General features: G+C 55.1%; 32 protein-coding genes. All 32 read left to right on the top strand.

The features are described 5' to 3' along the window. Nucleotides 1-5: 5 nt before the first annotated feature. The 32 genes from rpoC to rplQ all read left to right on the top strand — a co-directional run bounded on the left by rpoC (nt 6) and on the right by rplQ (nt 22,914). Nucleotides 6-4,199 (top strand): DNA-directed RNA polymerase subunit beta', encoded by a 4,194-nt coding sequence (gene rpoC / locus HED22_RS10910; protein WP_167722025.1) that lies wholly within the window; start codon nt 6-8, stop codon nt 4,197-4,199. A gap of 371 nt (nt 4,200-4,570) precedes the next feature. Beyond that, on the top strand, nt 4,571-4,942 hold the full coding sequence (gene rpsL / locus HED22_RS10905; protein WP_007092427.1) for a 30S ribosomal protein S12: 372 nt from the start codon (nt 4,571-4,573) through the stop codon (nt 4,940-4,942). Between the two features lie 12 nt (nt 4,943-4,954). Further along, nucleotides 4,955-5,422, top strand: coding sequence for a 30S ribosomal protein S7 (rpsG, locus tag HED22_RS10900; protein ID WP_167722023.1), 468 nt, complete (start codon nt 4,955-4,957; stop codon nt 5,420-5,422). A gap of 27 nt (nt 5,423-5,449) precedes the next feature. Continuing rightward, the gene (gene fusA / locus HED22_RS10895) at nt 5,450-7,531 is read left to right on the top strand and encodes an elongation factor G (protein ID WP_167722022.1); all 2,082 of its coding nucleotides are present in this window, start codon (nt 5,450-5,452) and stop codon (nt 7,529-7,531) included. 28 nt (nt 7,532-7,559) lie between these two features. Further along, on the top strand, nt 7,560-8,750 hold the full coding sequence (tuf, locus tag HED22_RS10890) for an elongation factor Tu (protein ID WP_167722020.1): 1,191 nt from the start codon (nt 7,560-7,562) through the stop codon (nt 8,748-8,750). A 119-nt stretch (nt 8,751-8,869) separates the two neighbouring features. Next, a complete protein-coding gene (gene rpsJ, locus HED22_RS10885; protein ID WP_008892173.1) occupies nt 8,870-9,178 on the top strand; it encodes a 30S ribosomal protein S10 in 309 nt (102 codons plus the stop codon). A 16-nt stretch (nt 9,179-9,194) separates the two neighbouring features. Then, nucleotides 9,195-9,911 carry a 50S ribosomal protein L3 gene (gene rplC / locus HED22_RS10880; RefSeq protein ID WP_033067188.1) on the top strand — a complete coding sequence of 239 codons (717 nt, stop codon included), beginning with the start codon at nt 9,195-9,197 and terminating at the stop codon, nt 9,909-9,911. A gap of 5 nt (nt 9,912-9,916) precedes the next feature. Further along, nucleotides 9,917-10,537 (top strand): 50S ribosomal protein L4, encoded by a 621-nt coding sequence (rplD, locus tag HED22_RS10875; protein ID WP_167722018.1) that lies wholly within the window; start codon nt 9,917-9,919, stop codon nt 10,535-10,537. After that, nucleotides 10,534-10,836 carry a 50S ribosomal protein L23 gene (locus tag HED22_RS10870; RefSeq protein WP_062953730.1) on the top strand — a complete coding sequence of 101 codons (303 nt, stop codon included), beginning with the start codon at nt 10,534-10,536 and terminating at the stop codon, nt 10,834-10,836. The genes rplD and HED22_RS10870 overlap by 4 nt, the downstream gene beginning before the upstream one ends. Nucleotides 10,837-10,839: 3 nt before the next feature. Then, on the top strand, nt 10,840-11,667 hold the full coding sequence (gene rplB / locus HED22_RS10865; protein ID WP_167722016.1) for a 50S ribosomal protein L2: 828 nt from the start codon (nt 10,840-10,842) through the stop codon (nt 11,665-11,667). Nucleotides 11,668-11,683: 16 nt separating this feature from the next. Beyond that, on the top strand, nt 11,684-11,962 hold the full coding sequence (gene rpsS, locus HED22_RS10860; protein WP_008892178.1) for a 30S ribosomal protein S19: 279 nt from the start codon (nt 11,684-11,686) through the stop codon (nt 11,960-11,962). Nucleotides 11,963-11,964: 2 nt separating this feature from the next. Then, nucleotides 11,965-12,345 carry a 50S ribosomal protein L22 gene (rplV, locus tag HED22_RS10855; RefSeq protein WP_167722014.1) on the top strand — a complete coding sequence of 127 codons (381 nt, stop codon included), beginning with the start codon at nt 11,965-11,967 and terminating at the stop codon, nt 12,343-12,345. Then, nucleotides 12,345-13,031, top strand: a complete 687-nt coding sequence (gene rpsC / locus HED22_RS10850) for a 30S ribosomal protein S3 (protein WP_167722012.1) — start codon at nt 12,345-12,347, stop codon at nt 13,029-13,031. The genes rplV and rpsC overlap by 1 nt, the downstream gene beginning before the upstream one ends. Before the next feature lie 12 nt (nt 13,032-13,043). Beyond that, nucleotides 13,044-13,463, top strand: a complete 420-nt coding sequence (rplP, locus tag HED22_RS10845) for a 50S ribosomal protein L16 (protein WP_068518266.1) — start codon at nt 13,044-13,046, stop codon at nt 13,461-13,463. A gap of 6 nt (nt 13,464-13,469) precedes the next feature. Next, nucleotides 13,470-13,670, top strand: coding sequence for a 50S ribosomal protein L29 (gene rpmC, locus HED22_RS10840; RefSeq protein ID WP_008892182.1), 201 nt, complete (start codon nt 13,470-13,472; stop codon nt 13,668-13,670). A gap of 26 nt (nt 13,671-13,696) precedes the next feature. Then, complete coding sequence (gene rpsQ / locus HED22_RS10835) at nt 13,697-13,930, top strand: 30S ribosomal protein S17 (protein ID WP_008892183.1); 234 nt, start codon at nt 13,697-13,699, stop codon at nt 13,928-13,930. Between the two features lie 34 nt (nt 13,931-13,964). Next, on the top strand, nt 13,965-14,333 hold the full coding sequence (rplN, locus tag HED22_RS10830) for a 50S ribosomal protein L14 (RefSeq protein ID WP_033067181.1): 369 nt from the start codon (nt 13,965-13,967) through the stop codon (nt 14,331-14,333). After that, entirely contained in the window at nt 14,333-14,650 is a 318-nt protein-coding gene (gene rplX, locus HED22_RS10825) for a 50S ribosomal protein L24 (RefSeq protein WP_008892185.1), read from the top strand. The genes rplN and rplX overlap by 1 nt, the downstream gene beginning before the upstream one ends. An 11-nt stretch (nt 14,651-14,661) precedes the next feature. After that, nucleotides 14,662-15,201, top strand: coding sequence for a 50S ribosomal protein L5 (rplE, locus tag HED22_RS10820; protein WP_008892186.1), 540 nt, complete (start codon nt 14,662-14,664; stop codon nt 15,199-15,201). 13 nt (nt 15,202-15,214) lie between these two features. Next, the gene (gene rpsN, locus HED22_RS10815; RefSeq protein ID WP_033067178.1) at nt 15,215-15,520 is read left to right on the top strand and encodes a 30S ribosomal protein S14; all 306 of its coding nucleotides are present in this window, start codon (nt 15,215-15,217) and stop codon (nt 15,518-15,520) included. Between the two features lie 12 nt (nt 15,521-15,532). Then, nucleotides 15,533-15,931: a 30S ribosomal protein S8 gene (gene rpsH, locus HED22_RS10810; RefSeq protein ID WP_062953735.1), complete on the top strand. Its 399-nt coding sequence runs from the start codon at nt 15,533-15,535 to the stop codon at nt 15,929-15,931. 12 nt (nt 15,932-15,943) lie between these two features. Then, entirely contained in the window at nt 15,944-16,480 is a 537-nt protein-coding gene (rplF, locus tag HED22_RS10805; protein ID WP_167722010.1) for a 50S ribosomal protein L6, read from the top strand. Nucleotides 16,481-16,491: 11 nt separating this feature from the next. Further along, entirely contained in the window at nt 16,492-16,845 is a 354-nt protein-coding gene (gene rplR, locus HED22_RS10800; RefSeq protein WP_167722008.1) for a 50S ribosomal protein L18, read from the top strand. Between the two features lie 11 nt (nt 16,846-16,856). Then, nucleotides 16,857-17,432: a 30S ribosomal protein S5 gene (gene rpsE, locus HED22_RS10795; protein WP_033067174.1), complete on the top strand. Its 576-nt coding sequence runs from the start codon at nt 16,857-16,859 to the stop codon at nt 17,430-17,432. Nucleotides 17,433-17,438: 6 nt separating this feature from the next. Beyond that, nucleotides 17,439-17,633 carry a 50S ribosomal protein L30 gene (gene rpmD / locus HED22_RS10790; protein ID WP_007091489.1) on the top strand — a complete coding sequence of 65 codons (195 nt, stop codon included), beginning with the start codon at nt 17,439-17,441 and terminating at the stop codon, nt 17,631-17,633. 29 nt (nt 17,634-17,662) lie between these two features. Beyond that, complete coding sequence (rplO, locus tag HED22_RS10785) at nt 17,663-18,148, top strand: 50S ribosomal protein L15 (protein ID WP_167722006.1); 486 nt, start codon at nt 17,663-17,665, stop codon at nt 18,146-18,148. An 80-nt stretch (nt 18,149-18,228) separates the two neighbouring features. Continuing rightward, the gene (secY, locus tag HED22_RS10780) at nt 18,229-19,575 is read left to right on the top strand and encodes a preprotein translocase subunit SecY (RefSeq protein WP_064790745.1); all 1,347 of its coding nucleotides are present in this window, start codon (nt 18,229-18,231) and stop codon (nt 19,573-19,575) included. Nucleotides 19,576-19,605: 30 nt separating this feature from the next. Next, nucleotides 19,606-20,250: an adenylate kinase gene (locus tag HED22_RS10775; protein WP_167722004.1), complete on the top strand. Its 645-nt coding sequence runs from the start codon at nt 19,606-19,608 to the stop codon at nt 20,248-20,250. A gap of 119 nt (nt 20,251-20,369) precedes the next feature. Further along, complete coding sequence (gene rpsM / locus HED22_RS10770; protein ID WP_008892195.1) at nt 20,370-20,738, top strand: 30S ribosomal protein S13; 369 nt, start codon at nt 20,370-20,372, stop codon at nt 20,736-20,738. A 15-nt stretch (nt 20,739-20,753) separates the two neighbouring features. Beyond that, a complete protein-coding gene (gene rpsK, locus HED22_RS10765; RefSeq protein ID WP_008892196.1) occupies nt 20,754-21,146 on the top strand; it encodes a 30S ribosomal protein S11 in 393 nt (130 codons plus the stop codon). 123 nt (nt 21,147-21,269) lie between these two features. Then, entirely contained in the window at nt 21,270-22,286 is a 1,017-nt protein-coding gene (locus HED22_RS10760; RefSeq protein WP_008892197.1) for a DNA-directed RNA polymerase subunit alpha, read from the top strand. Between the two features lie 196 nt (nt 22,287-22,482). Further along, the gene (gene rplQ, locus HED22_RS10755; protein WP_167722002.1) at nt 22,483-22,914 is read left to right on the top strand and encodes a 50S ribosomal protein L17; all 432 of its coding nucleotides are present in this window, start codon (nt 22,483-22,485) and stop codon (nt 22,912-22,914) included. Nucleotides 22,915-23,044: the final 130 nt, after the last annotated feature.

Raw genomic sequence — 23,044 nt, 5'->3', positions numbered from 1 at the left:
CCTTTATGAACGAGTTGATGAAGATCTTCGGGCAGCCGCAAGGCACCCAGAGCTTCGATCAGATCCGGATTCAGATTGCCAGCCCGGAGCGTATCCGCTCCTGGTCGTTCGGCGAGATCAAGAAACCGGAAACCATCAACTACCGGACCTTCAAACCGGAGCGCGACGGCCTGTTCTGTGCGCGCATTTTTGGTCCGGTGAAGGATTACGAATGCTTGTGCGGCAAGTACAAGCGTATGAAGTATCGCGGCATTATCTGTGAAAAATGCGGCGTCGAAGTGACTCTGGCCAAAGTACGTCGTGAACGTATGGGCCATATCGAACTGGCGGCACCTGTTGCCCACATCTGGTTCATGAAGTCGCTGCCGAGCCGTCTGGGTCTGCTGCTGGACATGACGCTCAAGGATCTTGAGCGCATTCTGTACTTCGAAAACTATGTGGTTATCGAACCGGGCCTTACCCCGCTGAAAATGGGTGAGCTCCTGTCCGAAGACCAGTATATGACCGCCCAGGAAGAATATGGCGAAGACAGCTTCCGTGCCGGCATCGGCGCAGAAGCCATCCGCGATATGCTTTCGGCGATCGACCTTGATGAAGAACGCGAAACTGCGAAAATCGACCTCAAGGAAACCAATTCCGAAGCCAAGCGCAAGAAGCTGGTCAAGCGTCTCAAGCTGATTGAGGCCTTCCAGGAATCTGGCGCGCGCCCGGAATGGATGATCCTTGAAGTGATCCCGGTCATTCCGCCGGAACTGCGCCCGCTGGTTCCGCTGGATGGCGGTCGTTTCGCGACTTCGGATCTGAACGATCTGTACCGTCGTGTGATCAACCGTAACAACCGTCTGAAGCGCCTGATCGAGCTTCGTGCGCCCGATATCATCGTGCGTAACGAAAAACGTATGCTTCAGGAATCGGTTGATGCGCTGTTTGACAACGGCCGTCGCGGTCGTCCGATCACCGGTGCCAACAAGCGTCCGCTCAAATCGATGTCGGACATGCTTAAAGGTAAACAGGGTCGTTTCCGTCAGAACCTTCTGGGTAAGCGCGTCGACTATTCCGGTCGTTCGGTTATTACCGTGGGTCCGAACCTGAAACTGCACCAGTGCGGTCTGCCGAAGAAAATGGCGCTCGAACTGTTCAAGCCGTTCGTTTACGCGAAGCTGGAACTTTACGGGATGGCCACCACCATTAAAGCTGCAAAGCGCATGGTGGAAAAAGAGCGCGCCGAAGTTTGGGATATCCTCGAACAGGTTATCCGTGAACACCCGGTCATGCTCAACCGCGCACCGACCCTGCACCGTCTTGGTATTCAGGCGTTCGAGCCTACCCTGATCGAAGGTAAGGCCATCCAGTTGCATCCGCTCGTTTGTACGGCGTTTAACGCCGACTTCGACGGTGACCAAATGGCTGTCCACGTACCGCTGTCGCTTGAAGCCCAGCTTGAAGCACGTACCCTGATGATGTCGACCAACAACATCCTGTCACCGGCCTCGGGTAAACCGATTATCGTGCCGTCGCAGGATATTGTCCTTGGTCTGTATTACATCTCCATGGAACGTGACGGTCAGCCGGGCGAGGGCATGTCGTTTGTCAACATCGCCGAGATCGAGCAGGCTCTGGATGAAGGTGTTGTAAACCTGCATTCCAAGGTCAATGCCCGTTACCACACGGTTGATGAAAACAACGAACCGCTCACCATTCGTGTTGCGACGACCCCGGGCCGCATGTTGCTGTCGGAACTTCTGCCGCGTCATCCGCGCATTCCGTTCTCGACCATCAACAAGCTGCTGACCAAGAAAGACGTCTCGAACGTTATCGATGTCGTCTATCGTCACTGTGGCCAGAAAGAGACCGTTATCTTTGCTGACCGCATGATGGGCCTTGGTTTCAACTGGGCATGTAAAGCCGGTATTTCGTTTGGTAAGGATGACATGATCATTCCGGACGCCAAGGAAACCCTGGTTGGCACGACCCACGAAAAGGTCAAGGAATACGAGCAGCAGTACCAGGATGGTCTCATCACCCGTGGTGAGAAATACAACAAGGTTGTTGACGCCTGGGCACAGTGCACCGACGACGTTTCCGAAGCGATGATGAAAGTCATCTCGGCAACGGCAGAAGGTGACAATGTGAACTCGGTTTACATGATGGCGCACTCCGGTGCCCGTGGTTCTGCCGCCCAGATGCGTCAGCTGGCTGCTATGCGTGGCCTGATGGCGAAACCGGATGGCTCGATCATTGAGACGCCGATTATTTCGAACTTTAAAGAAGGCCTGACCGTGCAGGAGTACTTCAACTCCACTCACGGTGCTCGTAAAGGTCTTGCTGATACCGCACTGAAAACGGCGAACTCGGGTTACCTTACCCGTCGTCTCGTTGACGTGGCCCAGGACTGCATCATCACCCAGCATGATTGCGGTACCGACCGTGGCCTCGACATCGCAGCCGTCGTCGACTCCGGTGAGGTCATCGAAACCCTGTCTGATCGTATCCTCGGTCGCTTCACCGCCGACGAGATTGTCAATCCGTCGACCGGCGAAGTCATCGTACCGAAGAACGAGATGGTCGAAGAAGACCACCTTGATGTGATCGAAAAGGCAGGCGTCGAAATGGCGCGTATCCGCTCGGTTCTGACCTGTGACGCCGAAACCGGTGTTTGCGGCCATTGCTATGGTCGTGACCTGGCACGTGGTACCACGGTCAATATCGGTGAAGCTGTCGGTGTTATCGCCGCACAGTCGATCGGTGAACCGGGTACCCAGCTGACCATGCGTACGTTCCACATTGGTGGTGCCGCGCAGCGTGGTGCAGAAGTTTCCGGTGTCGAAGCCAACTTCGATGCTACCGTGAAACTGAAAAACCGCGCGGTTGTCGAGAACTCGTCGGGCGTGAACATCGTCATGGCGCGTAACCTCGAAATCCTGCTGATCGACAAAACCGGTCGCGAACGTGCGAAATACCGCGTTCCGTATGGTGCGAAACTTCTTACCGATGAAGGCGCGCAGGTTACCCGTGGCCAGAAACTGGCTGAATGGGATCCGTACACCCTGCCGATCATCACCGAGAAAGAAGGTTACGTGAACTATGTCGACCTTCTCGAGAACGTAACCATTCGCGAAGTCTATGACGAAGCGACCGGTATCGCCTCGAAAACGGTTATCGACTGGAAGAGCATGCCGAAGGCATCCGACCTTAAGCCGCGCGTTACCCTGCGTAACGAAAACGGCGAGGTCATCAACTTGGATAACGGTCTTGAAGCCCGTTACTTCCTCTCGGTTGATGCTATTCTCTCGGTCGAGAACGGTCAGAAGGTCGCCGCTGGTGACGTGCTTGCACGTATCCCGCGTGAAGGTTCGAAGACCCGTGACATTACCGGTGGTCTGCCGCGTGTTGCCGAGCTGTTCGAAGCCCGTAAACCGAAAGAACACGCGATTATCTCGGATATCCCGGGTCGCGTCGAATTCGGCAAGGACTACAAGAACAAGCGTCGCGTCGTCGTGCATCCGCTCGAAGACTCGGGTCTGACCGAACCGGTCGAATACCTGATCCCGAAAGGCAAGCACCTTGCCGTTCAGGAAGGGGACTTCGTCGAAAAGGGCGATCAGCTCCTCGATGGTTCACCGGTTCCGCACGACATTCTGCGTGTTATGGGCGTTCCGGCACTGGCAGATTACCTGGTCAACGAGATCCAGGAAGTCTACCGTCTGCAGGGCGTGAAGATTAACGACAAGCACATCGAAGTCATCGTACGTCAGATGCTGCAGAAAGTGGAAATCACCAAACCGGGTGACACCACGCTTCTGGTTGGCGAGATTATTGACCGTGATGATTTCGATGCTGAAAACGATCGTGCTCTTAAAGAAGGCGGCGAACTGGCCGAAGGCGCACCGGTCCTCCAGGGGATCACCAAAGCCTCGCTCCAGACGCACTCCTTCATTTCGGCCGCGTCGTTCCAGGAAACCACGCGCGTTCTTACCGAAGCAGCTGTTTCGGGCAAAACCGATACCCTTATCGGTCTGAAAGAGAACGTCATCGTGGGTCGTTTGATCCCGGCTGGTACCGGTGCGGTGATGAACCGCTTCCGTGCACTGGCTGCCGAACGCGACAAAACGGTACAGATCGAAGCAGAAGAGGAAATCGGCGACAACTTCGGTCCGCAGACCGATGCCGATACCGCTTCACTGCCGGCAGGCGAATAAGTTCGTCGCGCCAGACAGTTAAAAAGAATCAGAAACGAGCCGGACTCTTATCGACGCACCGGCTCGTTTCGGCGTTTGAAGCGCCAACTCGAAGGCCCAGAGGGTTTTGCTTGACGCAATAGGGGCCCGTCACTAGTATGCGCCCACCGAATCTAGGGGGGTGTGGCTGTGCCGGTGCCGTATTGTGCGGTAGCGGGCGGTTTTCGCCCCCCATCGCTTGAGTGCGACTCTGACGGCCGTCGAGGCAGGAACTCCTGCTTTTATGGGCGTCCGCGCGTGTTTTTGTCCTTGTACAAAGACGCGTGGTCGCTCGTCGTGCGTCGATATGAGCAGCGCCCTCGTGGCGTCCGTTGAAGTAAAAGGGAAAGTTAATGCCCACTATTAACCAGTTGATCCGCAAGTCGCGGACTCCGCGCACCCAGCGCGATATGGTTCCGGCACTGGAAGCATGCCCGCAGAAACGCGGCGTTTGCACCCGTGTCTACACCACTACCCCGAAGAAGCCGAACTCGGCACTTCGTAAGGTTGCTCGTGTTCGTTTGACCAACGGCTACGAAGTAACTTCTTACATTCCGGGTGAAGGCCACAACCTTCAGGAACACTCTGTCGTGATGATCCGCGGCGGCCGTGTGAAGGATTTGCCGGGTGTGCGTTACCACATCATTCGCGGTACCCTCGATACGCAGGGTGTCAAAGACCGTAAACAGCGTCGTTCGAAATACGGCGCGAAGCGTCCGAAATAAGGAGCAGCTCAGATGTCACGTCGTCACGCTGCTGAAAAGCGCGAAGTTCTGCCTGACGCCAAATATGGCGATAAGGTTCTGACCAAGTTCATGAACGGTCTGATGCTCGACGGTAAAAAATCCGCCGCAGAAAAGATCGTTTATGGTGCACTGGAAGTCATGGAAGGCAAGGGTCAAGACCCTGTTGCCCAGTTCCACGAAGCCATGGATAACGTGAAACCGAACGTCGAAGTTCGTTCGCGCCGTGTTGGTGGTGCTACCTACCAGGTTCCGGTTGAAGTTCGTTCCGAGCGTCGTCAGGCGCTGGCCATTCGTTGGCTGGTTGACGCTGCTCGCAAGCGTTCCGAAACCACCATGGTTGGTCGTCTTGCCGGTGAACTGATGGACGCAGCCAACAACCGTGGCTCGGCCGTCAAGAAACGTGAAGACACCCACCGTATGGCCGAAGCCAACAAGGCTTTCGCTCATTATCGCTGGTAACCCAGACCTCAAGATCAAGAGTCGATTATGGTAAAACGCACTCCGATCTCTCGGTATCGTAACATCGGCATCATGGCACACATTGATGCTGGTAAAACGACGACCACCGAGCGAATCCTTTTCTACACCGGTAAGTCCTACAAGATCGGCGAAGTCCACGACGGCGCCGCGACCATGGACTGGATGGAACAGGAACAGGAACGTGGCATTACGATTACGTCTGCTGCGACGACCTGCTTCTGGAACGACCACCGTGTCAACATCATCGATACCCCGGGCCACGTTGACTTCACCATTGAAGTTGAACGTTCGCTTCGTGTTCTCGATGGTGCCTGCGCCGTGTTTGATGCCGTCTCCGGTGTTGAACCGCAGACCGAAACCGTCTGGCGCCAGGCTGACAAGTACAACGTTCCGCGTATGTGCTTCGTCAACAAAATGGACCGTACCGGTGCGGACTTCTTCCGTTGCGTCGAAATGATCAAAGAACGCCTTGGTGCCAACGCCGCTGTCATGCAGCTGCCGATCGGTGCCGAAGGTGAGTTCGAAGGCGTTGTCGACCTCGTGAAGAACCAGGAAATCGTCTGGAAAGACGAAAGCCTTGGTGCAGAGTTCGAATATCGCGACATTCGTGATTCCCTTGCTGACCAGGCCGCAGAATACCGCGAAGCCCTGATCGAGCAGGCGGTTGAGTGCGACGAAGAAGCTATGGAAGCTTACCTTGAAGGTGAGCAGCCGAGCGAAGAGAAGCTCAAAGAGTGCATCCGTAAGGGCACGATCGCTGGTGAACTTGTTCCGGTCCTTCTGGGTACCGCGTTCAAGAACAAAGGCGTTCAGCCGCTTCTCGATGCTGTTGTCGACTACATGCCGGCACCGGACGATATCGACGATGTTCGTGGCGTTAAGCCGAACACCGAAGATGAACCGGATTCCCGTGCATTGAACGACGACGCACCGTTCTCAGCGCTTGCGTTCAAGATCATGAGCGATCCGTTTGTCGGTTCTCTGACCTTCGCGCGTATCTATTCTGGCGTGCTCGAAGCAGGCTCCTACGTTCTGAACTCTGTTAAAGAGAAAAAAGAACGTATCGGTCGTATGCTTCTTATGCATTCCAACAACCGCGAAGAAATCAAATACGCTTGCTCGGGCGACATCGTTGCTCTGGTTGGTCTCAAAGACACCACCACTGGTGATACCCTTTGTGACCCGGCCAAGCCGATCATCCTCGAGCGCATGGAATTCCCGGATCCGGTTATCGAAATCGCTGTTGAGCCGAAATCGAAAGCCGACCAGGAAAAAATGGGTCTCGCCCTGGCACGTCTTGCCCAGGAAGATCCGTCGTTCCGTGTTAAATCCGACCACGAATCCGGCCAGACCATCATTTCCGGTATGGGCGAGCTTCACCTCGACATTCTTGTCGATCGTATGAAGCGTGAATTCAAGGTCGAAGCAAACGTCGGCGCGCCGCAGGTTGCTTATCGTGAAACGATCTCGAAAGAAGTCGATATCGACTACACCCACAAAAAACAGTCGGGTGGTTCGGGTCAGTTCGCACGTATCAAGTTGACCTTCACCCCGGGTGAACCGGGTTCGGGCTTCTCCTTCTCCGATACTGTCGTTGGCGGTAACGTTCCGAAGGAATACATCCCGGGCGTACAGAAAGGCCTCGAAAGCTCGCTGCAGAGCGGTGTTATCGCAGGCTTCCCTGTAACCGATTTCTCGATCAAGCTGACCGATGGTGCATACCATGACGTTGACTCGAGCGTCATGGCCTTCGAAATCGCTGCTCGCGCAGCGTTCAAAGAAGGTCTGTCGAAAGCTTCGCCGAAGCTGCTTGAGCCGATCATGAAGGTCGAGGTTGTGACCCCTGAAGAGTACATGGGTGACATCATTGGCGACCTGAACAGCCGTCGTGGCCAGGTCCGTGACATGGACTCCCGTGGTATTGCGCGCGTTGTTAACGCCTTCGTACCGCTGGCCAACATGTTCGGTTACGTCAATACACTGCGCTCCATGTCTCAGGGCCGTGCCCAGTTCGTGATGCAGTTCGATCACTATTCAGACGTCCCGCAAGCAGTTGCGGACGAAGTCAAAGCTAAGTCGGCCGGCTAAGGCCAAGCCAGAATAAACGGAGTTAGAAATGGCTAAAGAAAAGTTTGAGCGTACAAAACCGCACGTTAACGTAGGCACCGTCGGCCACGTTGACCACGGTAAAACCACGCTGACCGCAGCAATCACCAAAGTTCTGGCAGAAGCCGGCGGCGCTTCGTTCCAGGACTACAACGACATCGACAAAGCACCGGAAGAGAAAGCTCGTGGTATCACGATCTCGACCGCGCACGTTGAGTACGAGACCGAGAACCGTCACTACGCACACGTCGACTGCCCGGGCCACGCTGACTATGTTAAAAACATGATCACTGGTGCGGCACAGATGGACGGCGGTATCCTCGTCGTTTCCGCAGCTGATGGCCCGATGCCGCAGACCCGCGAGCACATCCTGCTTGCACGTCAGGTTGGCGTTCCGGCACTGGTCGTCTTCATGAACAAAGTTGACCAGGTCGACGACGAAGAGCTTCTCGAGCTCGTCGAAATGGAAATCCGTGAACTTCTGTCGTCCTACGACTTCCCGGGCGACGATATTCCGATCATCAAGGGTTCTGCTCTTGCTGCTCTGGAAGGTCGCGATGATGAAATCGGCAAAAACGCTATCCTCGAACTGATGAAAGCGGTTGACGAATACATCCCGGCTCCGGATCGTCCGAAAGACAAGCCGTTCCTGATGCCGATCGAGGACGTGTTCTCGATTTCGGGTCGTGGTACGGTTGTGACCGGTCGTGTTGAGACCGGTGTTGTTAAAGTTGGCGAAGAAATTGAAATCGTCGGCATCAAAGACACCGTTAAAACCACCGTTACCGGCGTTGAAATGTTCCGCAAGCTGCTCGATCAGGGTGAAGCTGGCGACAACATCGGCGCGCTGCTGCGTGGTACCAAGCGTGAAGACGTCGAACGTGGCCAGGTTCTGGCCCATGTCGGCTCGATCACCCCGCACACCAAATTCGAAGCAGAAGCCTACATCCTGACCAAGGATGAAGGTGGCCGTCATACGCCGTTCTTCTCGAACTACCGTCCGCAGTTCTACTTCCGTACGACTGACGTAACCGGTTCGATCGAGCTGCCGGCTGGCACCGAAATGGTTATGCCGGGCGACAACGTTCAGATGACCGCAACCCTCATTGCACCGATCGCAATGGACGAAGGTCTGCGTTTCGCAATCCGTGAAGGCGGTCGTACCGTCGGCGCGGGCGTTGTTGCCAAGATCATCGAATAATTTTTCTCTTGATCTTTGTGAAGCGGGCGGCTATTTAAGCCGCCCGCAACACTTTTGCGGCAATCGTCAACTCCAGTTGAGGGGCCGGTGTCCTTTTGAGGGCTCCGGTACATAATTACATGGATAGTCAGAACATTCGCATTCGCCTCAAGGCGTTTGACCATCGCGTGCTGGATCAGTCCACACGTGAGATCGTCAATACGGCGAAGCGCACTGGCGCAGAGGTCCGCGGCCCAATTCCGCTGCCGACCCGCATCGAAAAGTACACTGTTCTGCGGTCTCCGCACGTGAACAAAAAATCACGCGAACAGCTTGAAATCCGTACGCACAAGCGTCTTCTCGACATTGTCGACCCGACCCCGCAAACCGTCGATGCTCTTATGAAGCTCGACCTTGCGTCCGGTGTCGATGTCGAGATCAAACTTTAATCGGGAGTAAGCCGCAATGCGTAGTGGACTTATTACCCAGAAGGTCGGTATGACCCGCGTCTTCAACGACGACGGTTCCCACCTTCCTGTAACCGTTCTGAAGGTCGAAGATCTTCAGGTTGTCGCCAACCGTACCAACGACACCGACGGCTACGTCGCTGTTCAGCTTGGTTATGGCAAAGCGAAAGTGAAAAACGTATCCAAGCCGATGCGTGGCCACTTCGCCAAAGCCAAGGTTGAGCCGAAAGCCAAACTTGCTGAATTCCGCGTAAGCGAAGACGGCCTGATCGAAGTTGGTGCAGAACTTGCTGCAACCCATTTCGTCGAAGGCCAGTTCGTTGACGTAATCGGCACGTCCATCGGTAAAGGTTTTGCCGGTGCGATGAAGCGTCACAACTTTGGTGGTCTGCGTGCGTCGCACGGTGTGTCGATTTCGCACCGTTCGCATGGTTCCACCGGTCAGTGCCAGGACCCGGGCCGCGTCTTCAAAGGTAAGAAGATGGCCGGTCATATGGGTGCCGCACGTGTAACCGTTCAGTCCCTTAAAATCGTCTCTTCTGACGCTGATAAAGGCCTGATCCTGGTTCACGGTGCAGTCCCGGGTCACAAGGGTGCCTACGTCCTTGTTAAGGACTCTGTGAAGCGTGCTGCACCGGAAGGTCTTCCGTTCCCGGCTGCGCTCAAGGGTGCTGCCCCGGCTGCTGAAGAAGCTGTCGCCGAGGATAAGGAATAAGCATCATGAAGCTCGACATTCTCAAACTTGACGCTTCCAAGTCCGGTAAGATTGATCTTGCAGAAGACATCTTTGGTCTGGAAGTACGTCGCGACGTCCTGCACCGCATGGTGAACTGGCAGCTGGCAAAACGCCGTGCCGGTACCCACAAGGTAAAGGAAAAGTCGGAAGTTTCCGCAACCACGAAAAAATTCGTGCGTCAGAAGGGTAGTGGCGGTGCACGTCACGGTTCCCGTAAAGCCGCACAGTTCCGTGGTGGTGGTACCGTGCACGGTCCGCGCGTTCGCGACCACGCACACGATCTGACCAAGAAGTTCCGTAAACTCGCGCTGAAAACCGCTCTGTCGGCCAAGGCAAAAGACGGTAAGCTTATCGTTCTTGATAATGCGGAATTCTCGGACGCCAAAACCAAGAATCTGGTCGCAGTTTTCAACAAACTCGGCTGGAAGTCTGCACTGATCATCGACGGTACGCAGGTCAATGAGGGTTTTGCACGCGCAGCGCGCAACATCCCGCAGGTTGATGTGCTTCCGCAGATTGGTGCTAACGTCTATGACATCCTGCGCCGTGACACCCTGGTGCTGACCAAGGGTGCGGTCGAAGCGTTGGAGGCACGTCTCAAATGACGATCATCAGCAAAGAGCGGATGTACGAAGTCATCCGCGCCCCGCATATCACTGAAAAGTCGACGTTGATTTCTGAACACAACGCTGTTGCGTTCAAAGTCGCGATCGACGCCACCAAGCCGGAGATTAAGGCTGCTGTGGAAGGTCTGTTCGGGGTGAAGGTCAAGACGGTCAATACCTCTGTGGTAAAAGGAAAAACCAAGCGTTTTCGCGGTATTTCCGGTCGTCGGAGCGATTTCAAGAAAGCGATGGTTACCCTCGAAGAGGGTCAGTCCATCGACGTGACTACGGGAATCTAAGACATGGCTTTGAAGAAGTTTAAACCAACCTCTCCTGGTCGCCGTCAGCTGGTTCTCGTGGATCGTTCTGATCTCCACAAGGGCAAGCCGATCAAAGCGTTGACCGAAGGTCTTCGCAAGAAAGGTGGCCGTAACAATACTGGTCGTATCCCCGCCCGCCGTATCGGTGGTGGTCACAAACGTCGTTACCGTATGATTGACTTCAAACGTACCAAGTTTGATGTCGTCGGTACCGTCGAGCGTTTGGAATATGATCCGAACCGTACTGCGTTTATCGCACTGGTTCGTTATTCTGACGACGAATTGGCCTACATCCTCGCACCGCAGCGTCTCGCTGTCGGCGACAAAGTCGTTGCCGCTGACCGTGTAGACATTAAGCCGGGTAACGCCGCACCGCTGAAGAATATTCCGGTCGGTACCATTGTCCATAACGTCGAACTGAAAGCCGGTAAAGGTGGTCAGGTCGCACGTTCAGCAGGCTCGTATGTACAGCTTGTTGGTAAGGACCAGGGTTACGCCCAGCTTAAGCTGTCCTCCGGTGAGGTACGTTTGGTTCGTGGTGAATGCATGGCTACCATCGGTGCCGTGTCCAACCCGGACCATCAGAACTCAAACCTTGGTAAAGCCGGCCGTAATCGCTGGCTTGGCAAGCGTCCTTCGGTTCGTGGTGTTGCCATGAACCCGATCGATCACCCGCATGGTGGTGGTGAAGGTCGTACATCGGGTGGTCGTCATCCGGTTACGCCGTGGGGCAAGCCTACCAAGGGCAAACGTACCCGCTCGAACAAAAAGACCGACGCGCTTATCATGCGCCGTCGTCACAAGAGCTAACGGAGGAGGCTAGACTATGGCGCGTTCCGTTTGGAAGGGTCCGTTTGTTGACGGATACCTTCTTAAGAAAGCCGATACTGTCCGTGCCTCAGGCCGGAATGAGGTAATTAAGACCTGGTCGCGGCGCTCGACGATTTTGCCGCAATTCGTAGGCCTCACCTTTGGGGTTTACAATGGCCAGAAATTCCTGCCGGTGCTGGTGACCGAAGACATGATTGGTCACAAGTTCGGTGAATTCTCGCCGACCCGTACCTACTATGGTCACGCGGCCGACAAAAAGGCGAAGAGGAAGTAACGATGGGTAAGAAAGCTGACATCCGTCGGCTGGCGGATAACGAGGCTGCGGCTTCGCTCCGGGCAGTACGCATTTCCCCGCGTAAGCTCAACCTCGTCGCCGAGTCGATTCGTGGAATGAAGGCAGAAGCTGCTTTGGCAGAGCTGACCTTCTCCAATAAACGTATTTCGCAGGACGTCAAAAAGCTGCTGGAATCGGCAATTGCTAATGCCGAAAACAACCATCAGCTCGATGTTGACCGTCTCTACGTTAAAGAGGCATCTGTTGGTAAGGCCTTCGTAATGAAGCGCTGGCGCGCCCGTGCACGCGGTCGTGTTGGTAAAATTCTGAAGCCGTTCTCCAACATGCGCATCGTCGTTTGCGAACGTGAGGAGGCCGAGTAATGGGTCAGAAAATCAATCCGATCGGTCTGCGCGTTGGCATTAACCGTACCTGGGATTCCCGCTGGTACGCCAACAAGTCCGATTTCGCTGGTCTTCTTCACGAAGATCTCGCGATCCGCAATTTCATCTTCGACCGCCTCAAGCAGGCTGGTGTTTCGAAGGTGATTATCGAACGTCCGGCGAAGAAAGCCCGCATCTCGATCCACACCGCTCGTCCGGGCGTTGTGATCGGGAAGAAAGGCCAGGACATCGAGAAGCTCAAGAATGATCTGCAGAAACTGGCGAATGCCGAAGTGCAGGTTAACATCATCGAGATCCGCAAGCCGGAACTTGATGCCAAGCTGGTCGCTGACAACATCGCCCAGCAGCTTGAGCGCCGTGTTTCGTTCCGTCGCGCTATGAAGCGCTCGGTTCAGAACGCAATGCGTCTCGGTGCCGGTGGCATTCGTATCAATGCTGCTGGTCGTCTTGGTGGCGCTGAAATCGCTCGTACCGAATGGTACCGTGAAGGTCGCGTTCCGCTGCATACCCTGCGTGCGGACGTTGATTATGGCACTTCGGAAGCACACACCACTTACGGTGTTTGCGGTCTGAAGGTCTGGATCTTCAAGGGCGAAATCATGGCACATGATCCGTTGGCTTCTGAGCGTAAAGCGCTCGAGTCGGCTGGTTCTGGTCGTAAGTAAGGAGATCCAGATATGCTTTCTCCGAAACGTACAAAGTTCCGTAAAGCCCACAAAGGCCGCCTTAAAGGTGAAGCCAAGGGTGGCACGGATCTTAATTTCGGCGCTTATGGCTTGAAAGCCTTGGAGCCTGAGCGTATAACGGCGCGTCAGATCGAAGCGGCACGCCGTGCGATCACCCGCCACATCCGCCGTCAAGGTCGTGTGTGGATTCGCGTTTTCCCGGATCTCCCGGTCTCGCAGAAGCCTGCCGAAGTCCGTCAGGGTAAAGGTAAAGGCTCGCCTGAATATTGGGCGGCACGCGTTAAACCGGGTCGGATCATGTTTGAACTCGACGGTGTTCCGTTGGATCTTGCACGCCGTGCTTTCGAGCTGGCGTCGGCAAAATTGCCGATCAAGACCAAGTTTGTCACCCGTCTTGGTGAAGGGGAGTAATTAGTGATGAAAATTGCTGATCTCCGCGCTAAAAGCGCTGACGAACTGAAGCAGCTGCTTCTGGACCTGCGTAAGGAATCGTTCAACATGCGATTCCAGCAGGCTTCCGGGCAGTTCGAGAACACTGCGCGGGTCCGCCAGGTCCGTCGTGATATTGCCCGCATTAAAACCCTTCTCGGTAACGAGAAGGGTGCAACCGCGGCCTAACTGGACACGCAGAGGAGTATACACACATGCCGAGGCGTGTATTGCAGGGGACAGTCGTTTCGACCAAAAACGACAAGACCGTGGTGGTCCGAGTGGAGCGCCAGGTCATGCACCCGCTGTATAAAAAGTACGTGCGTAAGTCGAAGAAATTCCACGCGCACGATGAAGAGAACCGCTTCAAAACGGGTGACGTTGTTCGCATTCGCGAATGCAAACCGATCTCGAAGTTGAAGTCTTGGGAAGTAGTGGTCGAGGAGTGAGTCCTCAGCCCAATCATAGTCAAGGGGTAAACCCATGATCCAGATGCAGTCCAATCTGGACGTCGCCGACAACAGCGGCGCTCGCCGCGTCCAGTGCATCAAGGTGCTGGGCGGCTCGAAGCGCAAAACCGCTCACGTTGGTGATGTTATCGTGGTTTCCGTCAAGGAAGCCATTCCGCGCGGTCGCGTTAAGAAGGGTGCAGTTCACAAAGCTGTCATCGTTCGCACCGCAAAGGAAATTCGTCGTGCCGATGGCTCGGCGATCCGCTTTGACCGTAACGCTGCCGTTCTCATTAATGCGAACGGCGAGCCGATCGGCACGCGTATTTTTGGCCCGGTAACCCGTGAACTTCGTTCGAAGGGTTACATGAAGATCATTTCGCTCGCTCCGGAGGTGCTGTAATGGCTGCCAAGATTAAAAAGGGCGATCGCGTCGTTGTTCTGACGGGTAAAGACAAAGGGAAAACCGGCGAAGTTCTCGCCGCTTTCCCGACCGAGAACAAGGTTCTGGTTTCGGGCATCAACCTGGTGAAACGTCACCAGCGCCCGACCGGTGCTGATGCTGGTGGCATCGTCGAAAAGGAAGCAAAGATTGCTGTTTCCAACGTCGCGATTGTTGACCCGAAAGAAAACAAGCCGACCCGCGTCGGTTTCAAGACCCTCGATGATGGTCGCAAGGTTCGCGTAGCGAAGCTCAGCGGCGAAGTCATCGACAACTGAGGGACGGAAAAATGACGCGCCTGCGCGAACATTACAAAGAAGTGGTGCGTGACGCACTCCAGAAGGAGTTCTCCTACGAGAACACCATGGAGATTCCGCGCCTCGAAAAAATCGTGATCAACATGGGTGTCGGCGACGCCACCCAGGATCGTAAAAAGCTGGAAGGTGCGGCTGCGGATCTCGCTGCCATCACCGGTCAGAAGCCTGTCTTCACCAAAGCGAAAAAGTCGGTTGCGGCTTTCAAGCTGCGTGAAGGTATGAACATCGGTTGTAAAGTGACCCTGCGTCGCGACCGTATGTTTGAGTTCCTGGACCGCTTGGTCACCATCGCGCTTCCGCGCGTTCGTGACTTCCGCGGCCTGAACAAAAAATCTTTCGATGGTCGTGGCAACTTTGCCATGGGCTTGAAAGAACAGTTCGTCTTTCCTGAGGTAGAGTACGACAAAGTCGACTCTGTTCGCGGGATGGATATCATCATTTGTACCACGGCTAAGTCCGACGATGAAGCTCTTGCCCTTCTTAAGGGTTTTGATCTTCCGTTCGGAAACTAACGGAGGTTGGCCCATGGCCAAGAAAAGCGCTGTAGAGCGTGAACTCAAACGTGAACGCCTGGCAAAAAAATATGCTGCCAAGCGTGCCGCCCTTAAAGCGGTTATCGCAAATCGCGAGACGACCCCTGAGGATCGTATCGTTGCTGTGATGAAACTCGCCCAGCTGCCGCGTAACTCGGCTCGTATCCGTCAGCGTATTCGCTGCCAGGTATCCGGTCGTCCGCGTGGTGTCTATCGCAAATTCCGCCTGTCCCGTATCGCCCTTCGTGAACTTGCTTCACGTGGTCAGATCCCGGGCATGGTGAAGTCGAGCTGGTAAGGAGGACATCACATGTCGATGACTGATCCAGTCGGTGATATGCTCACGCGTATCCGTAACGGCCAGCGCGTTGGTAAATCCAGCGTCGTTTCGCCGGCTTCGAAACTGCGTACCGGTGTGTTGGATGTTCTCCAGCGCGAAGGTTATATCCGCGGTTATAACATTAATGAAATTCGCAAGGGCGTCAGCGAAATCACCATCGAACTCAAATATTTTGAGGGCGATGCCGTGATCAAGCAGATCGACCGCGTCTCGACCCCGGGTCGTCGTGTATACTCGAAGATCAAAGATCTTCCGAAGGTATATAACGGTCTGGGCATCGCAGTCCTGTCCACTCCGCGAGGGGTTCTTTCGGATCAGGAGGCTCGCGAGCAGAATGTCGGCGGCGAAATCCTCTGCAAGGTATTCTAAGGAGGGCCAACGATGTCGCGAGTAGGAAAAAACCCGGTGGTCGTGCCTAACGGCGTTACCATCAACTTGACCGAACAGCAGATCAGTGCAAAAGGCAAGCTCGGTGAGCTTAACCTTCCGCTGAACAGTGCTGATATCTCAGTCACCCAGGAAGATAACCAGATCTTCGTGAAACCGAAAAACGATACGAAGCGCGCACGTGCCCTTTGGGGTACCACCCGTGCAAACATCGCGAACCTCGTCACCGGGGTCTCGGAAGGTTTCACCAAAAAGCTGGAAATCACCGGTGTTGGTTATCGTGCACAGGTTCAGGGCAAAAAACTTGTTCTGCAGCTTGGCTTCTCACACGACGTAGAAATGGAGATCCCTGAGGGTCTTAACGTCGTCGCTGAAAAGCCGACCCTCGTCGCCATTTCTGGCGCAGATAAACAAGTCGTCGGTCAGTTCGCTGCAAATGCACGCGGCTGGCGCGGTCCGGAGCCTTACAAAGGCAAGGGTGTCCGCTACGAAGGCGAGTATATCTTGCGCAAAGAAGGCAAGAAGAAGTAAGGACAGGCACGATGAAAAACGTGAGAAGCCTTTTCGAACGCCGCAAGCGTCGCGTTCGTTTTGCGATCCGCCAGAAAGCGGCCGGTCGCCCGCGCCTCAGCGTGCACCGTTCGAACGCCCACATCTATGCTCAGATCATCGACGACGTCAAAGGCACCACCCTGGTGGCTGCTTCGACGATGGAGAAAGATCTGAAGGCGAAAGGCAGCAATGCCGACGCCGCTGCAATCGTCGGCAAGGCAATTGCCGAACGCGCAGTCAAAGCTGGTGTGAAAACGGTCGTTTTCGATCGTGGCGGGTATCTGTTCCATGGCCGGGTGAAAGCTCTGGCCGATGCCGCCCGTGAGGGCGGTCTGGACTTCTAAGGAGCACGACCATGGCACGTAACCAGAATCAACAGCAGCAGGCGCCTAAAGCCCGTGAAGAAAACGAACTCGTCGACAAGCTGGTTGGTATCAACCGCGTCGCGAAAGTCGTTAAGGGCGGCCGTCGCTTTGCTTTCTCCGCAATGGTGGTTGTCGGTGACCAGCGCGGTCGCGTCGGATACGGAACGGGTAAAGCCCGTGAAGTTCCGGAAGCGATTCGCAAGGCAACCGAAGCTGCTAAACGTAACATGATCCGCGTTCCGCTGCGTGAAGGCCGTACCCTTCACCATGATACGCAGGGCCACTTCGGTGCAGGCAAGGTTGTCCTTCGCTCTGCTCCGGCTGGTACCGGTATCATCGCAGGCGGTGCGATGCGTGCGGTTTTCGAAACCATGGGCGTTCAGGACGTTGTGTCCAAATGCACCGGTTCGAACAACCCGCACAACGTGATCCGCGCAACCCTTGACGCTCTGGTCAACGGTGCTTCCCCGCGTCAGGTCGCTGCTAAGCGTGGCCTGAAAGTCGGTGACGTCGTTGCCCGTCGCGATAGCGGTTCGGCTGCTGCCGCCGTTCTCGAAAAGGAGTAATTCGATATGGCTGCTAAGAAAAAAGCGACCGTACGCGTTACCCAGACGGGTTCGCCGATCGGACGTCCGGCTGATCAGCGCCAGACCCTTGTGGGTCTTGGCCTGAACAAACTGCACCGGACTCGTGAGCTGGAAGATACTCCGGCTGTTCGCGGTATGATCGCAAAGGTCAAGCACCTCGTCCGTGTGGACGAGGCTTGATTGACCCCAGATCGAAAAGGTGTTGAACGATGAAACTCAACGAACTCGCCGATAACCCGGGTGCCCGCAAGGCGCGCACCCGCGTCGGTCGCGGCATCGGTTCGGGCAAAGGCAAAACTTCTGGCGCAGGTCAGAAGGGTCAGAAGTCCCGTTCAGGTGTAGCCATCAATGGCTTCGAAGGCGGGCAGATGCCGGTCTATCGCCGTCTTCCGAAACGCGGCTTCAAAAACCCGTTCAAGAAACAGTTCGGCGTTGTGAACCTTGGTACCCTTCAGACTGCCGTTGATAACGGTGTTCTTGAAGATGGTGCAAATGTCACCGTCGCTGTTCTTGCGGAAAAAGGTCTGGCCCGTCCGCAGAAAGACGGTCTGCGTCTTCTTGCCAAAGGCGAACTGAAAGCGAAACTGAACATCGAAATCACCGGTGCTTCCAAAGCAGCTGTCGAAGCTGTCGAGAAAGCTGGTGGCTCGGTCAAGGTTCTTGCTCCGGTCGCTGCTGCAGAATCCGCAGAATAAGCCTAAATTGACTTCGAGAGGGTCCGGTTCCAGTACACGGGACCGGACCCTCCAGTTTATGTGTATTGGGAGATGAGTGCATGGCATCGGCCGCCGAGCAGCTTGCCGCGAACCTGAATTGGTCCGCTTTTTCAAAGTCAACCGAGCTTAAAAAGCGTATTTGGTTCACTTTGGGCGCGCTTATTGTTTACCGCCTTGGAACCTATATTCCGGTTCCGGGTGTCGACCCGTCCATTCTTGCTGACATTTTCCGTCAGAATGCGGGCGGTGTTCTGGGCATGTTTGACATGTTCGCCGGTGGTGCGCTGGGTCGTATGACGATCTTTGCGCTGAATATCATGCCGTACATCTCGGCCTCGATTATTATTCAGTTGATGACGACTGTTTCGCCAACCCTTGAGCAGCTCAAGAAAGAAGGCGAACAGGGTCGTAAAAAGATTAACCAATATACCCGCTATCTGACGGTGTTGATTGCAACGGTGCAGGCGTGGGGCATTGCCGTTGGTCTTGAAAGCATGACCGGTTCAACCGGTGCAGCTGTTCCGGATCCGGGCATGTTCTTCCGCATTACCGCGGTGATCACCTTGGTTGGTGGCACGATGTTCCTGATGTGGCTTGGTGAGCAGATCACCCAGCGTGGCATCGGTAACGGTATTTCGCTGATCATCTTTGCCGGTATTGTCGCCGGCTTGCCAAGCGCGATTGCAGGGACCCTTGAACTGGGTCGTACCGGTGCGATCTCTGCACTGGTTATCGTTGCCATCATCGTTCTGGCGATTGCGGTTATTGCCTTCATCGTCTTTGTTGAACGTGCGCAGCGCCGCGTTCTGATCCAGTACCCGAAACGCCAGGTCGGCATGAAGGTCATGGAAGGTCAGAGCTCGCACCTGCCGCTCAAGATCAACACTGCCGGTGTTATTCCGCCGATCTTTGCAAGCTCGCTGCTGCTAATGCCGCTGTCGGTTGCGCAGTTTACCACCGGTGTTGATGCGCCGGCATGGTTGACCACTGCGACCGCATTGCTCGGTCGTGGCCAGCCGCTGTATATTGCGCTCTATATCGGTTTGATCGTCTTCTTTGCCTTCTTCTACACCGCGGTTGTTTTCAACCCGGAAGATACGGCAGACAACCTGAAGAAACATGGTGGCTTTATTCCGGGCATCCGTCCGGGTAAAAATACCGCGAATTATCTGGATTTCATTCTGACCCGTCTGACGGTTATCGGTGCAGCTTATCTCGCATTTGTCTGTATCCTGCCGGAACTGCTGATCGCGGAATGGTCGGTTCCCTTCTACTTTGGTGGGACTAGCCTCCTGATCGTTGTCACGGTAACCATGGATACAGTGGCACAGGTTCAGTCACATATGCTGGCGCACCAGTATGAAGGCCTGATCAAGAAATCCAAACTGCGTGGTCGCCGCCGTTAACAAGCGACCACCGCATTCAGGGGGAAGACGATGAACATTATCCTTCTTGGCCCTCCCGGCGCAGGGAAAGGTACCCAGGCCAAGCGTCTCGAAACCGGACGCGGCATGATCCAGCTCTCGACGGGCGACATGCTCCGTGCAGCGGTTGCTGCCGGTACGGAACTTGGGCAGAAGGCAAAGGAAGTCATGGATGCGGGCCAGCTCGTATCTGACGATCTCATGATCGGTCTGATTTCTGAACGACTTGACCAGGATGATACCAAGGGTGGTTTCATTTTGGACGGGTTCCCGCGCACGACGGCCCAGGCAGAAGCCCTGGACGTCATGCTGGAATCCAAGGGACTGGCACTTGATTACGTGATTGAACTGCGTGTTGACGATGCAGCACTGGTCGCCCGTGTGGTTGGCCGCTATACCTGCGCGAAATGCGGGCAGGGCTATCACGACGAGTTCCAGAAACCTGCCAAGGAAGGTGTCTGTGACGTATGTGGCAGCACCGAATTTAAACGCCGTGCGGACGATACCGCCGAGACGGTCACATCGCGACTGGAAGCTTATCACAAGCAGACAGCACCGATCATTCCTTACTATGAAAAGGTCGGTAAGCTGAAAACAGTTGACGGGATGGCCGAAATCGACGAAGTTACGCGCGAGATTGAAGCCATCCTGGGGTAATTTCCCGGGCAGGGCGTTTTTTTGCTGGCGGGTTGGCAGTAATGCTGGCCCGCTTTTGCAGCGTCCTACCCTACCGGATCTGCCCTTGGGTTTGTTAACAGGAAACAGGAGTTCACATAGTGGCTCGTATTGCTGGCGTAAACATCCCGACCGCGAAGCGTGTCGTGATTGCGCTTACCTACATCACCGGCATTGGCCCGGCGAAAGCTAAAGAAATTTGCGCAAAGGTCGGAATCGAATCCGCAACCCGCGTTCATCAGCTCTCTGATGACCAGGTTCTCAAGGTTCGTGAAGTTATCGACGCTGATTACACCGTCGAAGGCGACCTCCGTCGTGAAACCGCAATGAACATTAAACGTCTGATGGACCTGGGCAGCTATCGCGGCCTGCGTCATCGTCGCGGTCTCCCGGTACGCGGTCAGCGTACCCACACCAACGCTCGCACCCGTAAGGGCCCGGCTAAGCCGATTGCTGGCAAGAAGAAGTAAGGTAGGGGAACGACAATGGCGAAGACTCCTCAGACTCGCGTGCGTCGCCGCGAGCGCAAGAACATTACGAACGGTATCGCGCACGTAAACGCGACCTTCAACAACACCATGATCACCATCACCGACGTTCAGGGAAATACCATTTCCTGGTCGACCGCTGGTGGTATGGGTTTCCGCGGTTCGCGTAAATCGACTCCGTATGCTGCACAGATGGCTGCCGAAGACGCAGGTAAAAAAGCTGCTGAACACGGTATGAAAACCCTCGAAGTACAGGTTAAAGGCCCGGGTTCGGGACGTGAATCTGCACTGCGTGCGCTTCAGGCTGTCGGTTTCACCATTACGTCGATCAAAGACGTAACGCCGATTCCGCATAACGGTTGCCGTCCGCGTAAACGTCGTCGCGTCTAATCGCGTCGATCCTTGCGGACGACCCCGCGTTTGGGCCCGGGATGACCGGGCCTCTTCGCGTTTCTCGTGGGGGCAATTTATTTGCCCTCCTTTCCATAGGCTCCAGTTGCGAAGGTGGGTCTCGTGATTCAAAAGAACTGGCAGGAACTGATTAAGCCGACGAAGCTTGATGTTACTCCGGGTACTGATGCCAGCCGTATTGGTACGATCGTGGCAGAACCGCTGGAGCGCGGTTTTGGTCAGACCCTGGGTAACGCGCTGCGTCGCATTCTGCTGTCGTCGCTCCAGGGTTCGGCAGTTACTGCGATCCAGATCGACGGTGTATTGCACGAATTTTCGTCGATCCCGGGTGTGCGTGAAGATGTCACCGACATCATCCTGAACATCAAGACCATGGGCGTGCGTATGCATGCTGAAGGTCCGAAGAAAATGGCTCTGAAGGCGACCGGCCCTGGTGCCGTCACCGCAGGTCAGATCGAAACCGGTGCGGATATCGAAATCCTTAACCCGGATCTCGAGCTTTGCCATCTTGATGATGGTGCTACGCTCAACATCGAATTCACCGTTGATAACGGTAAAGGCTATGTTGCAGCCAGCTCGCACAGCTCGTCGGACGCGCCGATTGGTCTTATTCCGATCGATGCGATCTTCAGCCCGATCCGTAAAGTGGCCTACAAGGTGGAAAACACCCGTGTTGGTCAGGATACCGACTTTGACAAGCTGTCACTGACCGTTGAAACCAACGGCGCATTGACCCCGGAAGATTCGGTAGCCCTTGCGGCCCGTATCCTTCAGGACCAGCTGTCGCTGTTCGTCAACTTCGAAGAGCCGGAAGCGGTTGTCGAAGAGAAGAAAGAAGACGAACTGCCGTTCAACCGTAACCTTCTGCGTAAGGTTGACGAGCTTGAACTGTCGGTCCGTTCGGCAAACTGCCTGAAGAACGACAACATCATCTATATCGGTGATCTTGTTCAGAAGACCGAAGCAGAAATGCTCCGTACGCCGAACTTCGGCCGTAAGTCGCTGAACGAAATCAAGGATGTTCTGGCTCAGATGGGTCTGCATCTCGGTATGGAAGTCGGCGGTTGGCCGCCGGAAAACATCGAAGAACTTGCTCGCAAGTTCGAAGATCCGTTCTAAGAACGGGTCTTCGGCCTTCGGGCCGATATCGGAACATTACGTTCCAACCCGGAGAACCCAGTTGTTTGGGCATCCGGCGGGCTTGTTGCCCACACCGCACGTGCATGACCTGGCCTCGTATCACGAGTGATCAGGGTGGCGGCGCGGTTTTACAATCGGTTTCGTGAGCGAAGCCAGGCTATTAAGGAGAGTTACCATGCGTCACGGTATGCAAGGCCGTAAGCTTAATCGTACTTCGTCCCATCGTAAGGCGATGTTTGCCAACATGGCAGTTTCGCTGCTCACCCACGAGCAGATCAAAACCACTCTTCCGAAGGCCAAGGATCTTCGCCCGTATGTCGAAAAACTGATTACGCTGGGCAAGCGGGGCGACCTGCATGCACGCCGTCAGGCCATTTCGATCCTGCGTGACGACAAAGTCGTAGCCAAGCTGTTCGGCGAAATCGCTGACCGCTACAAAGAGCGTTCCGGTGGTTACACCCGCGTTCTCAAGGCTGGCTTCCGTTACGGCGATGCGGCTCCGGTTGCTGTGATTGAACTTGTTGATCGCAACGCCGATGCAAAAGGCGCGGAAGACCGTGCTCGCCTCGAAGCAGAGGGCGAAGGCGACGAAGCTGTTGCTGAATAAGCAACGTTTCGGCCTTTAAGAAACAGAAACGGGCGATGCCTTACGGTGTCGCCCGTTTTCTTTTGGCAAAATGTTCCTAAATGCCAAATCGTTCATATTTCCGCCAAGGTTGCGCGGCAATTCTAATTTC

The organism is Thalassospira sp. HF15, from assembly GCF_011806525.1.
Taxonomy (GTDB): Bacteria; Pseudomonadota; Alphaproteobacteria; order Rhodospirillales; family Thalassospiraceae; genus Thalassospira.
The sequence above is the reverse complement of the archived record's forward strand: the minus strand, read 5'-3'. Positions and strand labels throughout refer to the sequence as shown.